This window comes from Pseudomonas sp. 15C, from assembly GCF_055484735.1.
The window spans coordinates 14,364-28,081 of the sequence record NZ_JBUDGD010000038.1; the positions used below are offsets into that span (position 1 = coordinate 14,364).

A 13,718-nucleotide genomic window follows, 5' to 3' on the forward strand; every position below is an offset into this window, starting at 1 on the left:
GGCATTTTTTATGGCTCGGCGTCAGCTCGTTCTCACTGATCGTCGAAATACCGCTCATGCCAATCCACCAGCGGCTGTGGCGAGTTGAGCTTCTGGCCGTAAATCACTGAGTACGACAGCACGTTCTGCACGTACTGGCGGGTTTCGTCGAACGGAATGCTTTCCACCCAGACGTCGAAACTCAGGTGATCGGCGCCGCGCAGCCATTGGCGCACGCGGCCTGGGCCGGCGTTGTAGGCGGCGGAGGCGAGGACGCGGTTGCCGTTGAACTGGCTGTGCACCTGGCTCAGGTAAGCGGCGCCGAGCTGGATGTTCTTGTCCGGGTCGAGCACCTGCTGCGGCGAGGCCAGCGGGATGCTGAACTTGCGCGCGGTTTCCTTGGCGGTGCCGGGCATCAGTTGCATCAGGCCGCTGGCGCCGACGCCGGAGCGGGCGTCGTCCATGAAAGCGCTTTCCTGACGGGTGATGGCAAACACCCAGCTCGAGTGCAGGCCACGCACCTTGGCTTCGCGCACCAGCGTGTCGCGGTGGGCCATCGGGAAGCGAATGTCGAGATCGTCCCAATACTGCGCCTGGCTGATGGTGCGGATGGCCGGGAAATACCATTTCAGGTCGTAGGCGAGTTTGGCCTGGGCGACCATTTCGTCACGGTTGAAATGCCGGCTGACGTGATACCACTCGCGGCGACCGTCGACGATCTGCCCGCGAGCGTGGAATTCCAGCGCGCGACGCACGCCCGGTGTGTTGCGTACCTTGTTGATCAAGGCTTGGCTGAGCACCAGCGGCTTGTTGTTCAGCGAGTACGGCGATTGCGAGCGGTCGGCGGCGAGGAAGCCATAGAAGTCACGCTCCCGCGCAAGGTTCTTGTAAAGCGTCTGGGCGTGTGGATTCTGCGGCTGGGCCAGTTCGAGGCTGCGCGCCTGCCAGTAGCGCCAGCGGTTGGTGGTGGCCAGATCCTGCGGCAGACGTTTGGTCAGTTCATAAGCGTCATCCCAGCGGGCCAGGCGCAGCAGCAGGCGCAAGCGCCATTCGGAAACGGTGTTGTCGCGCAGCTCCGGGTCGTACTTGGTCATCACATCGAGGGCGCGGCTGTCGAAGCGGCGGGCCAGGGTCAGGCCGATTTCGCGGGCGATAGCGACTTTTTCATCACGGGAGAAATGCATGCTGCTGGCGTAACCGTCGAGCAGGGCCATGGCCTTGTCCGGGTCCTGACGGGCGAGGCGGCGCAGGCCAAGGCTGACCACGTCGGACATCGGTTCATCCGCCGGGGTAAAGCGCGACGGCTGATTGAGCAACTCGGGTTTTTGCGCGACATCGACCAGCAAACGACCGCGCGGGGCGAGGGTGGTCAAGCCGTTGATCAGGCTGTTCGCCAGCGGATAATTACGCGCCTGTGCGGCGAGTTTGGTGCGTTCCCAGCGTTTCTGTTCGGTGAGCTGGCCGTCAGCCGCCCAAATGCCGAACAGCGCGTCACACGCCGCCGGTTGCGATTTGCCGGTCAGCCAGAGTTTTTCCGCGTTGGCGTAACCCTCGGCCTTCTTGTCGTGGCTGATCTGGTATTGCGCGTTCAGGCAGTCGAGTTCGGTGAAATTGAGTTTCGGGTCGTAATACTTGACGAAGGTTGCCCAGTCGCCGCGGTCGGCGAGCCAGCGCAACCAGCGCAATTTCATCCAGTTGGCCTGGGGCAGGTCGCCGTGCTCGGCGAGAAACTTCTCGATCTCGGCATTGCTCGCCGATTTCAGGCGCGCGGTCAGCTCGTCGTAGGCCAGATACGGCTCCAGCGGATAATCGGCCAGCGCCTGGCTGTAGCGGAAATACGGGCCGGTATCGCCCTTGGCCAGCGCGCGCTTGGCTTCATCGTAATACTGGCGTTGGGTGGACAGGTCCACCGCCTGGGCGGATTGAGCGGCAGCGGCGGTGAAAAACAAACAGGACAAAACACTGAAAAGGCGACTGCGCATGAGACATCCGGGCAGAGAAATCATGACAAGTGCCGACCTCGGTCGGCACTGAATTGCCTGTAGCTTAGCCTTTTGCCAGCAAGCGGCGAAAGCTTTGCAGGGCTCACAGCACAAGTTCGCAACAAATGTTGTGCAGAGTGCTTCCACAGACAAATTGCCGGCCTGCGCGAGCGCTGATTCAGGTAGAATACGCGCCCGGTTTTTGGAGAAGCTCATGACCCTGCTCAAATTCAGCGATGTGTCCCTTGCGTTCGGCGCTATGCCGTTGTTGGACAAGGTGTCCTGGCAGATCGCCCGTGGTGAGCGGGTGTGCATCATCGGCCGCAACGGCACTGGCAAGTCCAGCATGATGAAACTGGTCAAGGGCGACCAGAAGCCCGATGACGGCTCGGTGTGGCGTGCCCCCGGTCTGAAAATCGGCGAATTGCCGCAAGAATTGCCGGTGGCCGACGAGCGGACCGTTTTCGACGTGGTTGCCGAAGGCCTCGATGGCGTCGGTGCATTGCTCGCCGAATATCATCACCTGAGCCAGAACATCGTCACCGACGCCGATCTGGACAAGCTCATGCATGTCCAGCACGACCTCGAAGCCCGCGATGGCTGGCGCTTGCAGACTTTGGTCGACAGCACCCTCAGCCGCCTGCAGCTGCCGGCCGACAAGACCCTCGCCGAATTGTCCGGCGGCTGGCGTCGTCGCGTGCTGCTGGCACAGGCGCTGGTCTCCGAGCCGGATCTGCTCCTGCTCGACGAACCGACCAACCACCTGGATATCGGGGCGATTGCCTGGCTCGAAGAAGCGCTGAAGGATTTCCAGGGCGCCGTGCTGTTCATCACGCACGACCGTTCCTTCCTGCAGAACCTTGCCACGCGTATTCTCGAACTGGACCGCGGCGGCCTGATCGACTGGAACGGCGACTACGCCAGTTTCCTCGTACACAAAGAAGCTGCACTGGCCGCTGAAGAAACCGCCAACGCGCTGTTCGACAAGCGTCTGGCTCAGGAAGAAGTGTGGATCCGTCAGGGCATCAAGGCTCGTCGCACCCGTAACGAAGGCCGCGTACGTGCGCTGAAAGCCTTGCGTGTGGAGCGCAGCGAACGTCGCGAGCGTACCGGCAAAGCCAACATTCAGCTGGAAACCGCCGACAAGTCCGGCAAGCAGGTGATGGTGCTCGAGAATGTGAGTTTTGCTCACCCGGGCGGCCCGTTCCTGATCAAGGATTTCTCGATGGTGTTGCAGCGTGGCGACCGTATCGGTCTGCTCGGCGCCAACGGTACCGGCAAGACTACCTTGCTGAAATTGATGCTCAGCGGTCTGCAACCGACCAGCGGCAAAGTGGAAGAGGGCACACGCATCGACGTCGCTTATTTCGACCAGTTGCGCCATCAGCTGGATCTGGAAAAGACCGTGATCGACAACGTTGCCGAAGGCCGCGACTTCATCGATATCGATGGCCAGAGCCGGCATGTCCTGAGTTACCTCGGTGACTTCCTGTTCAGCCCGCAGCGTGCGCGCACGCCGGTCAAGGCGCTGTCGGGTGGTGAGCGTGCGCGTCTGTTGCTGGCCAAGCTGTTCAGCAAGCCGGCGAACCTGCTGGTGCTCGACGAACCGACCAACGACCTCGACGTCGAAACCCTCGAACTGCTCGAAGAAGTGCTGTTGACCTTCAACGGCACGGTCCTCATGGTCAGCCACGACCGGGCATTCCTCGACAACGTGGTCACCAGCACCCTGGTCTTCGAAGGTGAAGGCAAGGTGCGTGAATACGTCGGTGGCTATCAGGACTGGATCCGTCAGGGTGGCTCGCCACGTCTGCTGGGCGTGACCGAAAGCAAATCGGGCAAGGCTGACTTGAACTCGGCGGTGGTCACCGCTGAGCCGGCACCGGTGGCGGCGCCTGCCGCTGCGGCTCCGGTGGCGAAGAAGAAGCTCAGCTACAAGCTGCAACGTGAGCTGGAAGCCTTGCCGGGCGACATCGACGCCAAGGAACAGCAGATCGCGGCGGTCGAAGCGGAAATGGCCGAGGCCGGTTTCTATCAGCGTCCGCCGGCGGAGACGGCCAAGGTCATCGCTTCGCTGGAGCAGTTGCAGGCCGAGCTGGATGCGCTGGTGGAGCGTTGGGCCGAGCTGGATGCCTGATTGATCCGGATGTGAAAAAGCCCGGCGCTCAGTGATGAGCGCCGGGCTTTTCTTATGTAAGCGCAGTTCCCTTGTAGGAGTGAGCCTGCATGGGACCGTACTTCAGCGCTTCGTCAGGTGCACCGCCAGCACATCGCACGGCGCGCCGTGCAGTACGTCGTTGGCCGTCGAGCCAAGCAACAGCGCCAGACCGTGGCGGCCATGGCTGCCCACTACGATCAGATCGCAGGTTTGCTCCTTGGCGAAGTGGTGGATTTCCTGGCGCGGCTGGCCGTAGGTCAAATGACAGTTGGCGCCCTCGAGTTCGGTGTATTTGAGCTTCAAACGCTCCAGGCGCTCCTTGGCTTGGTCGAACTGCTGTTGTTGCAGTTGTGACAGATCCATCGGCACGTCGCCGCCGAACGCCATGGCCATCGGTTCGACGATATGCACCAGCGACAGTTTGGCGCCGTTGCTGACCGAAAGCTCACGGGCGCGGTGGATGACAGGGTCGCACTCTTCGGTCAGGTCTACGGCGACCAGGATGTGGTGGTAGGGCATGAGGTGCTCTCCTGAGGTTTCAATAGTGGTAAGTATGGCTGGTTTCGAGCGCAATGGTTCCAAAGTGACACATGGCGCTCACCGAGAATGGGGAATAGAGATATGACGGTCTGGTTGGTGGTGTCAATCCTGCTGGTGGTTTTAAGTCCGCTGGCCTGGCTGCGCCCGTCGCGCGCGCAAAGCGGGCGCATCGCACTGCGCACAGAGGCGCGACGCATCGGTCTGGCCATGCAGCTGGCACCCCAGGAATGGCCGCACTGGCTGACGCAGCAGCCGCCAAACCCGTGTGCGCAATACTACCGGCCGCGCAGAAGCAATCAGTCGGCCTGCTGGACGTACTGGCAGAAATCGCCGGGGGTGTGGGTCAATCAATGGCAGGAAGTCTGCGAGGACCGTGCACTGCTCGATCATTTCGAAAAATTGCCGGGCAATGTTTACAAGGTCGACGCCGACAAGCAGTTGATCGCCCTGTATTGGGGCGAAAAGGGCGACGCTGCGGTTTTGCAGGATATTGACGCAACACTGAAAGCGCTGGCATGACCTGCGGACTTTTCGCACTGCAACGGTGTGAAACGTCCGGCAGACGCGCATTAAAAAGCCCGACATGATTCATCGGGCGGGGTTGGCCAGGCAGGCCGGAAACCTTTTTGCTGCCGGCGCGGTATCAAGCGCGTTGTGCATTTCCCTGTAGTCCCACCAGCGTAGCCCCTTAAACAAAGGCTGTGACGGGTTAGGGCGACTTTTCTAAATATTGATTCTATGAATGTCTGGACATGCAGGCGCTTGTTGCAGGTCTTCGTCCTACGGAAATGACCGCAAAGTCGCATTTCAACCGGTATTTTGGGCGATTGACAATTGTCGGGAATTCCGAGAAGGTGACGTACCCAAATCAAACGGGCGTATGAATTGAGCGTTTGTCTTACAGACTGCTCCTACAGAATCCCGACTATCGCGTTGGCGGGTGTGCCGGGTGGATTGGCGTTAGCATTGACGAAAAAGCGTCCTGCCGAGCCATTCGCCTGCGTCCGACGTGTACTGTTCAGCTTCCATATCGTGGAGATCAGTTGATGATTTACGAAGGTAAAGCCATCACGGTTAAAGCTCTTGAAAGTGGCATCGTCGAATTGAAATTCGACCTCAAGGGTGAGTCCGTCAACAAGTTCAACCGTCTAACCCTGAACGAACTGCGTCAGGCCGTAGACACCATCAAGGCAGATGCTTCGATCAAGGGCGTGATCGTCAGCAGCGGCAAGGACGTATTCATCGTCGGCGCCGACATCACCGAATTTGTCGACAACTTCAAGCTGCCGGATGCCGAGCTGGTTGCTGGCAATCTCGAAGCCAACAAGATCTTCAGCGATTTCGAAGACCTCAACGTGCCGACCGTAGCGGCCATCAACGGCATCGCCCTCGGCGGCGGTCTGGAAATGTGCCTGGCGGCTGACTATCGCGTCATGTCGACCAAAGCCAAGATCGGCCTGCCGGAAGTCAAACTGGGCATCTACCCGGGCTTCGGCGGTACCGTGCGTCTGCCGCGCCTGATCGGTGTCGACAACGCGATCGAGTGGATTGCCGCCGGCAAGGAAAACCGCCCTGAAGACGCTCTGAAAGTCAGCGCCGTCGACGCCGTGGTTGCTCCGGAGAAGTTGCAGGAAGCAGCCCTTGAGCTGATCAAGCGCGCCATCTCCGGCGAGTTCGATTACAAGGCCAAGCGTCAGCCGAAACTTGAAAAACTCAAGTTGAACGCCATTGAGCAAATGATGGCTTTCGAAACGGCCAAAGGTTTCGTGGCCGGTCAGGCTGGCCCGAACTACCCGGCGCCGGTCGAAGCGATCAAGACCATCCAGAAAGCCGCGAACTTCGGTCGTGACAAGGCGCTGGAAGTCGAAGCCGCCGGTTTCGTCAAACTGGCCAAGACCTCGGCTGCACAGAGCTTGATCGGTCTGTTCCTGAACGATCAGGAACTGAAGAAAAAGGCCAAGGCCTACGACGAAATCGCCAAAGACGTGAAGCAGGCTGCCGTACTCGGCGCCGGCATCATGGGTGGCGGTATCGCCTATCAGTCGGCGTCTAAAGGCACGCCGATCCTGATGAAGGACATCAACGAGCACGGTATCGAGCAAGGCCTGGCCGAAGCCGCCAAGCTGCTGGTTGGCCGCGTCGACAAGGGCCGCATGACCGCCGCGAAAATGGCTGAAGTGCTCAACGGCATTCGTCCGACCCTGTCCTACGGTGATTTCGGTCATGTGGATCTGGTTGTCGAAGCGGTCGTCGAGAACCCGAAGGTCAAGCAAGCCGTACTGGCTGAAGTTGAAGGTCAGGTCAAAGAGGACACTATCCTCGCGTCCAACACCTCGACCATTTCCATCAGCCTGCTGGCAAAAGCCCTCAAGCGTCCGGAAAACTTCGTCGGCATGCACTTCTTCAATCCGGTGCACATGATGCCGCTGGTGGAAGTGATCCGTGGCGAGAAGTCGAGTGAGCTGGCCGTTGCCACCACCGTTGCCTACGCCAAGAAAATGGGCAAGAACCCGATCGTCGTCAACGACTGCCCGGGTTTCCTGGTCAACCGCGTGCTGTTCCCGTATTTCGGCGGGTTCGCCAAGCTGGTCAGCGCCGGTGTCGACTTCGTCCGCATCGACAAGGTCATGGAAAAATTCGGCTGGCCGATGGGCCCGGCGTACCTGATGGACGTCGTCGGCATCGACACCGGCCACCATGGTCGTGACGTGATGGCAGAAGGTTTCCCGGACCGCATGAAGGATGACCGTCGCTCGGCCATCGACGTGCTGTACGAAGCCAAGCGCCTGGGTCAGAAGAACGGCAAGGGTTTCTACGCCTACGAGGCCGACAAGAAAGGCAAGCAGAAGAAAGTCGCCGATCCGTCGGTGCTCGAAGTGCTCAAGCCGATCGTTTACGAGCAGCGCGAAGTCACCGACGAAGACATCATCAACTGGATGATGATCCCGCTGTGCCTGGAAACCGTGCGTTGCCTGGAAGACGGCATCGTCGAAACCGCCGCCGAAGCCGACATGGGTCTGGTCTACGGTATCGGTTTCCCTCCATTCCGTGGCGGTGCGCTGCGCTACATCGATTCGATCGGTGTCGCCGAGTTCGTTGCCCTGGCTGACCAGTACGCTGATTTGGGCGCGCTGTACCACCCGACCGCGAAGCTGCGCGAAATGGCCAAGAACGGCCAGAGCTTCTTCGGTTAAGCGCCCCCAACTAGAGTGAGAGTGAACTTATGAGCTTGAATCCTAGAGACGTCGTGATTGTCGACTTCGGTCGTACTCCGATGGGCCGCTCCAAGGGCGGCATGCACCGCAACACCCGCGCCGAAGACATGTCGGCGCACCTGATCAGCAAATTGCTGGAACGCAACGCCAAGGTCGATCCGGCGGAAGTCGAGGACGTGATCTGGGGCTGCGTCAACCAGACTCTGGAGCAGGGCTGGAACATTGCGCGCATGGCGTCGCTGATGACCCAGATTCCGCACACCTCGGCCGGCCAGACCGTCAGCCGTCTGTGTGGCTCGTCGATGAGTGCGTTGCACACCGCCGCACAAGCGATCATGACCGGTAACGGTGACGTGTTCGTGGTCGGTGGCGTCGAGCACATGGGCCACGTAAGCATGATGCACGGTGTCGATCCGAACCCGCACATGTCGCTGTACGCGGCGAAAGCCTCGGGCATGATGGGTCTGACCGCTGAAATGCTCGGCAAAATGCACGGCATCACTCGCGAACAGCAGGACGCCTTCGGCGTGCGTTCCCACCAGTTGGCCCACAAGGCCACTGTGGAAGGCAAGTTCAAAGACGAAATCATCCCGATGCAGGGCTACGACGAGAACGGTTTCCTGAAACTGTTCGACTACGACGAAACCATTCGTCCGGAAACCACCCTGGAAAGTCTGGCGGCGCTCAAGCCGGCATTCAATCCGAAGGGCGGCACCGTGACTGCCGGTACTTCGTCGCAGATCACTGATGGTGCTTCGTGCATGATCGTGATGTCGGCGCAGCGTGCCCAGGACCTGGGGATCCAGCCAATGGCGGTGATCCGTTCGATGGCAGTGGCGGGTGTGGACCCGGCAATCATGGGCTATGGTCCTGTGCCGGCGACACAAAAAGCCCTGAAGCGTGCGGGCCTTGGCATCAACGATATCGACTTCTTCGAGCTCAACGAAGCTTTCGCTGCACAGGCTCTGCCAGTGCTGAAAGATCTGAAAGTACTCGACAAGATGAACGAGAAGGTTAACCTGCACGGCGGCGCGATCGCCCTGGGTCACCCGTTCGGTTGCTCCGGTGCACGTATTTCCGGCACCTTGCTGAACGTGATGAAGCAGAATAGCGGCACCTTCGGGGTGGCCACTATGTGCATTGGTCTCGGCCAAGGCATCTCCACCGTCTTCGAACGCGTTTAAGCGTCTCGTCGATGGAAGCCGGGGCCCAGTGCCCCGGTTTTTGTTTTTGGGTTTTTTATTTTATTTTGAAAAAATTTCAGTGAGGGCCGAAGCATGCCGATACAACCTGGGCTCTACCAACATTACAAAGGTCCGCAGTACCGTGTGTTCAGTGTTGCGCGGCACTCCGAGACCGAAGAAGAAGTGGTCTTCTACCAAGCCCTGTATGGCGATTACGGCTTTTGGGTACGTCCGCTGAGCATGTTTCTCGAGTCAGTCGAGGTTGACGGCGAGCAGGTGCCACGCTTTGCTTTGGTGCAGGTCGAACCGAGCGTTTTTGACAAGGCATGAGGCGAGGGCGCAGACAACCCTGTGCTTGACCTCACCTTGTATCAACTATATATAGCGGTGCCGCGTCAGGCGCCAACCGCCTTTCACTTCTAGAATTCAGGAATTTTCTGATCCATGGGCAAATCGCTGGTCATTGTGGAATCCCCGGCTAAGGCCAAGACCATCAACAAGTATCTGGGTAACCAATACGTGGTGAAGTCGAGTATCGGCCATATCCGAGACCTGCCCACCAGCGGTTCGGCTAGCGCCAGCAAAGAGCCAGCCGCCAAGCGTGGCAAGGCTGCCGCGGGTGAAGCTCCGGTACTCACGCCGAAAGAGAAAGCGCGCAAGCAGCTGGTCTCGCGTATGGGTGTCGATCCCGAGCATGGCTGGAAGGCCCAGTACGAGATCCTTCCGGGTAAAGAGAAGGTCATCGAAGAGCTGCGCCGGCTCGCCAAGGATGCTGACACCATCTATCTCGCAACCGACTTGGATCGCGAGGGGGAAGCCATTGCCTGGCACCTGCGCGAAGCCATCGGCGGTGATGACAGCCGCTACAAGCGCGTGGTGTTCAACGAAATTACCAAGAAGGCCATTCAGGAGGCCTTCTCCGAACCAGGCGAGCTGGACATCGATCGGGTCAACGCGCAGCAGGCGCGCCGCTTCCTTGATCGCGTCGTCGGCTACATGGTCTCGCCATTGCTCTGGGCGAAAATCGCCCGTGGCCTGTCCGCCGGCCGTGTGCAATCGGTTGCGGTGAAACTGGTCGTTGAGCGCGAACGAGAAATCCGTGCGTTCAACCCGGAAGAGTACTGGGAAGTGCATGCCGATCTCGGCACCACCAAGGGCTCGACCGTGCGTTTCGAAGTGGCACGCGAGAAGGGTGAAGCCTTCAAGCCGCTGAACGAAGCCCAGGCCATGGCTGCGCTGGAAAAGCTCAAGGCGTCCAGCTACAGCATCGTCAAGCGTGAAGACAAACCGACCAGCAGCAAGCCGTCGGCTCCCTTCATCACGTCCACGTTGCAACAGGCTGCGAGCAACCGCCTGGGCTTTGGCGTGAAGAAAACCATGATGATGGCCCAGCGTCTGTACGAAGCCGGCTACATCACTTACATGCGTACCGACTCGACCAACCTCTCGGCTGATGCCGTGGCGATGGCGCGTACTTATATCGAAGAAGAGTTCGGCAAGAAGTACCTGCCGGAAACGCCGAATGTCTACAGCAGCAAGGAAGGCGCGCAAGAGGCTCACGAAGCGATTCGTCCGTCTGACGCCAACACCATTCCGAGCAAGCTGGCGGGCATGGAGCGTGACGCAGAACGTCTCTACGAGCTGATCTGGCGCCAGTTCCTCGCTTGCCAGATGCTGCCGGCGCAATACCTGTCGACCACCGTCAGCGTTGGTGCTGGCGACTTCGAGCTGCGCGCCAAGGGCCGGATCCTCAAGTTCGATGGCTACACCCGCGTCATGCCGCAAATCGCCAAGCCTGGCGATGACGACGTTCTGCCCGACATGGCGCAGGGCGACGTGATGAAGCTGATCAAGCTCGATCCGTCGCAACATTTCACCAAGCCGCCGGCGCGTTACTCGGAAGCCAGTCTGGTCAAGGAAATGGAAAAACGTGGCATCGGTCGTCCTTCGACTTACGCTGCGATCATCTCGACCATTCAGGATCGTGGTTATGTGACTCTGCACAACCGCCGTTTCTATTCGGAAAAGATGGGCGACATCGTTACCGAGCGTCTGTCCGAAAGCTTCTCGAACCTGATGGACTACGGCTTCACCGCCGGCATGGAAGAGAACCTCGATGACGTGGCCCAGGGCGAGCGCGACTGGAAAAGCGTGCTGGACGAGTTCTATGGCGACTTTAAAAAGAAACTCGAAGTAGCCGAAAACCCGGACAACGGCATGCGTGCCAACCAGCCGGTCATGACCGACATTCCGTGCACCACCTGCGGCCGTCCGATGCAGATCCGTACCGCATCGACCGGTGTGTTCCTCGGTTGTTCGGGTTACAGCCTGCCGCCGAAAGAGCGTTGCAAGGCCACCGTCAATCTGGTGCCGGGCGACGAGATCGCTGCGGACGACGAAGGTGAGTCCGAGTCGCTGGTCCTGCGCGGCAAGCATCGCTGCCCGATCTGCAGCACGGCGATGGATGCCTACCTGCTCGACGAGAAGCGCAAGCTGCACATCTGCGGTAACAACCCGGATTGTGCCGGCTACGAAATCGAAGAAGGCAGCTACCGGATCAAGGGCTACGAAGGTCCGAGCCTGGAATGCGACAAGTGCGGCAGCGAGATGCAGCTCAAGACCGGCCGTTTCGGCAAGTTCTTCGGTTGCACCAACCCGACTTGCAAGAACACCCGCAAATTGCTGAAAAGCGGTGATGCGGCGCCGCCGAAGATGGACCCGGTGAAGATGCCTGAGCTGAAATGCGAAAAGGTCAACGACACCTACATCCTGCGTGACGGCGCATCCGGTCTGTTCCTGGCGGCCAGTCAGTTCCCGAAAAACCGCGAGACCCGTGCTCCGTTGGTGATCGAGATTCTGCCGCACAAGGACGAGATCGATCCGAAGTATCACTTTCTCTGCGAAGCACCTCAGAAGGATCCTGATGGCCTGCCAGCGGTGATCCGCTACAGCCGCAAGACCAAGGAGCAGTACGTGCAGACCGAAGTCGACGGCAAGCCGACCGGTTGGAAGGCGTATTACGACGGTGGCAAATGGACGGTGGAAGACAAGCGCAGCGCGAAGGCCAAGGCTGAGTAAGCGTTAGTCCGGCACTGAAAAGGCCGCATGCGAACCCTCGGGTTTTCATGCGGCCTTTTTGTTTTGTGCTTGCGGTTGGATCGGCTGATCCATGACACTGTCCGGCCTGTGTGAAGCAATTATTTCGTCGTGGAGGCTGCCGTCATGGCTCACGAACTCTATACCCGCACCAACCAGAAGATCTATTTCGCCGGCCTGTCGCTGGAAGCTCTGGCTCGCGCCGAGGAAGGGCGGGCAATGAATTCGCTGGCGCTGATTCAGGCCGGGCGTGAATCAACGCTCTTTCACCTCTACGGTGCCTTGCTGGGGCTTTGCCATGAGATCGCGGGTTTCTATCGCCTGCCGCAGGCCAGTGCGCCGCGCGCAGAAATGTTGCTGACCCCTGAAGTGCTGGAGTCGATTGCGATTCCGGAGCTGGCGGAAATGGTCGAGCTGGCGGGTAATCCGGAAACCTGGCTGGCAAAATTGCTGGCAGCGCATTCGGCGTTGTTTCAGCCACCGCGAGTGCCGCACAAACCCAAGGGCGACGTCACGCAGCCATTGATTCAGATGATCAATCTGGATGAAGAGCAGGCGCCGGAGGAATTGAATCGTGAGGAGCTGGAGAGCTGGCGGCAGAATCTGAAGGGCTTGGCCATTCGTTTTCGCGAAGGCCTGAATGAATGCTGAGGGCGATTGACGCGGTGGCAATCTGAAACATGCTACTGGTCAAGATCCTGAGCGAAGCCCGAATGATGTCTATATAATGCCTGCCTTTCGTGGAGAACAGACTTTTATGCCAACGTCCTTTCTAGAAATTGTCGAGTTACCAGATGGCCGAATCGAACTGCGCAGAGCTGAGGACGAAGGTTCTTTGGTGACACTGGATTTCTCCGAGGATGCCAAAGCGTTCCTGCAGGGTCAGCATGTCGAAATCGCCAAGGCGATGTTGAGCGTCGGCGTGCAAATGGCCGGCCGCATGGTCGAAGGCGAGTTTGATAAGGAAGAAGGGCCGCGGGTTCTTCATTGATCCTGGCCTGTTTTCATCATCAGGCATTACCGCTTCAGATCGGCTTCTCTGTCCATGGAGAAGCCCTGCGCTTCACACAGCGCGTGTTACAGCCGTCAACCCAATCGAATATTCAAGCTCTGAGCATCGCCTGTACGGGCGGCGCTGATCAATTGTTGGCGCAAACTGGCGTTCAGCGGATTGAGCCAGGTCACGACAGTGTGGCTGCGACCCAGCCGCAACGCTTCGCACGCCAGTTGCTGAGCGCTTTGCGCACCCCGCGGTTGCAATAGCAGAATGCGTTCGCGGTTCAGGCCGGCGTCCCGCAGCCAGGTTTGGGTCAGGCTGGCGGGTGGCGCGATCAGCGTCAACCAGCGCGCATCCTGATCTTCGCTGAGTTCGCGAAGGATCGGGGCAAGAAGATTCAGACAGTTCCCGGCAGCACCACGCAGTGACAGCTCACTGAATACTTCCGGTTCGGCAGTCCATGGGCGCTCGACCACGTCTTTCAGGATCGGCGCCAACGGTTGCGCAAGAAACGCTTCGAACAAAGGCAGTTGGGTTTGCTGAGGGGTATGTGGGAACTGCATAAAG

Annotated in this window: 11 protein-coding genes; 8 read left to right on the forward strand and 3 right to left on the reverse strand. The window is 59.3% G+C overall.

The window, feature by feature from the left end; genetic code table 11:
• Nucleotides 1-32: 32 nt before the first annotated feature.
• The gene (locus ACYYKW_RS18575; RefSeq protein ID WP_464990791.1) at nucleotides 33-1,961 is read right to left on the reverse strand and encodes a transglycosylase SLT domain-containing protein; all 1,929 of its coding nucleotides are present in this window, start codon (nucleotides 1,959-1,961) and stop codon (nucleotides 33-35) included.
• A 214-nt stretch (nucleotides 1,962-2,175) separates the two neighbouring features.
• On the opposite strand from ACYYKW_RS18575, the gene ACYYKW_RS18580 reads away from it, so the two are divergent.
• Nucleotides 2,176-4,098, forward strand: a complete 1,923-nt coding sequence (locus ACYYKW_RS18580) for an ATP-binding cassette domain-containing protein (protein WP_090284760.1) — start codon at nucleotides 2,176-2,178, stop codon at nucleotides 4,096-4,098.
• 102 nt (nucleotides 4,099-4,200) lie between these two features.
• On the opposite strand, the gene ACYYKW_RS18585 is transcribed toward ACYYKW_RS18580, so the two are convergent.
• Nucleotides 4,201-4,638 (reverse strand): universal stress protein, encoded by a 438-nt coding sequence (locus ACYYKW_RS18585; protein ID WP_434596754.1) that lies wholly within the window; start codon nucleotides 4,636-4,638, stop codon nucleotides 4,201-4,203.
• 102 nt (nucleotides 4,639-4,740) lie between these two features.
• Here ACYYKW_RS18585 and ACYYKW_RS18590 point away from each other — a divergent pair, with 102 nt between their 5' ends.
• The 7 genes from ACYYKW_RS18590 (at nucleotide 4,741) to ACYYKW_RS18620 (ending at nucleotide 13,145) form a co-directional block, all read left to right on the forward strand.
• Complete coding sequence (locus tag ACYYKW_RS18590) at nucleotides 4,741-5,178, forward strand: hypothetical protein (protein WP_336357101.1); 438 nt, start codon at nucleotides 4,741-4,743, stop codon at nucleotides 5,176-5,178.
• 527 nt (nucleotides 5,179-5,705) lie between these two features.
• Nucleotides 5,706-7,853: a fatty acid oxidation complex subunit alpha FadB gene (gene fadB / locus ACYYKW_RS18595; protein WP_090284755.1), complete on the forward strand. Its 2,148-nt coding sequence runs from the start codon at nucleotides 5,706-5,708 to the stop codon at nucleotides 7,851-7,853.
• A 29-nt stretch (nucleotides 7,854-7,882) separates the two neighbouring features.
• A complete protein-coding gene (gene fadA, locus ACYYKW_RS18600; RefSeq protein WP_007910465.1) occupies nucleotides 7,883-9,058 on the forward strand; it encodes an acetyl-CoA C-acyltransferase FadA in 1,176 nt (391 codons plus the stop codon).
• A gap of 93 nt (nucleotides 9,059-9,151) precedes the next feature.
• Nucleotides 9,152-9,388 carry a DUF1653 domain-containing protein gene (locus tag ACYYKW_RS18605; RefSeq protein ID WP_093099868.1) on the forward strand — a complete coding sequence of 79 codons (237 nt, stop codon included), beginning with the start codon at nucleotides 9,152-9,154 and terminating at the stop codon, nucleotides 9,386-9,388.
• A gap of 114 nt (nucleotides 9,389-9,502) precedes the next feature.
• Nucleotides 9,503-12,136, forward strand: coding sequence for a type I DNA topoisomerase (gene topA / locus ACYYKW_RS18610; RefSeq protein ID WP_093099869.1), 2,634 nt, complete (start codon nucleotides 9,503-9,505; stop codon nucleotides 12,134-12,136).
• A 144-nt stretch (nucleotides 12,137-12,280) separates the two neighbouring features.
• Entirely contained in the window at nucleotides 12,281-12,805 is a 525-nt protein-coding gene (locus tag ACYYKW_RS18615) for a DUF6586 family protein (protein WP_093099870.1), read from the forward strand.
• Nucleotides 12,806-12,911: 106 nt separating this feature from the next.
• Nucleotides 12,912-13,145 carry a hypothetical protein gene (locus ACYYKW_RS18620; protein WP_003226592.1) on the forward strand — a complete coding sequence of 78 codons (234 nt, stop codon included), beginning with the start codon at nucleotides 12,912-12,914 and terminating at the stop codon, nucleotides 13,143-13,145.
• A gap of 95 nt (nucleotides 13,146-13,240) precedes the next feature.
• Here the strand turns inward: ACYYKW_RS18620 and sulA are convergent, their stop codons facing one another.
• Nucleotides 13,241-13,714 carry an SOS-induced cell division inhibitor SulA gene (gene sulA / locus ACYYKW_RS18625; protein ID WP_090284746.1) on the reverse strand — a complete coding sequence of 158 codons (474 nt, stop codon included), beginning with the start codon at nucleotides 13,712-13,714 and terminating at the stop codon, nucleotides 13,241-13,243.
• Nucleotides 13,715-13,718 lie beyond the last annotated feature (4 nt).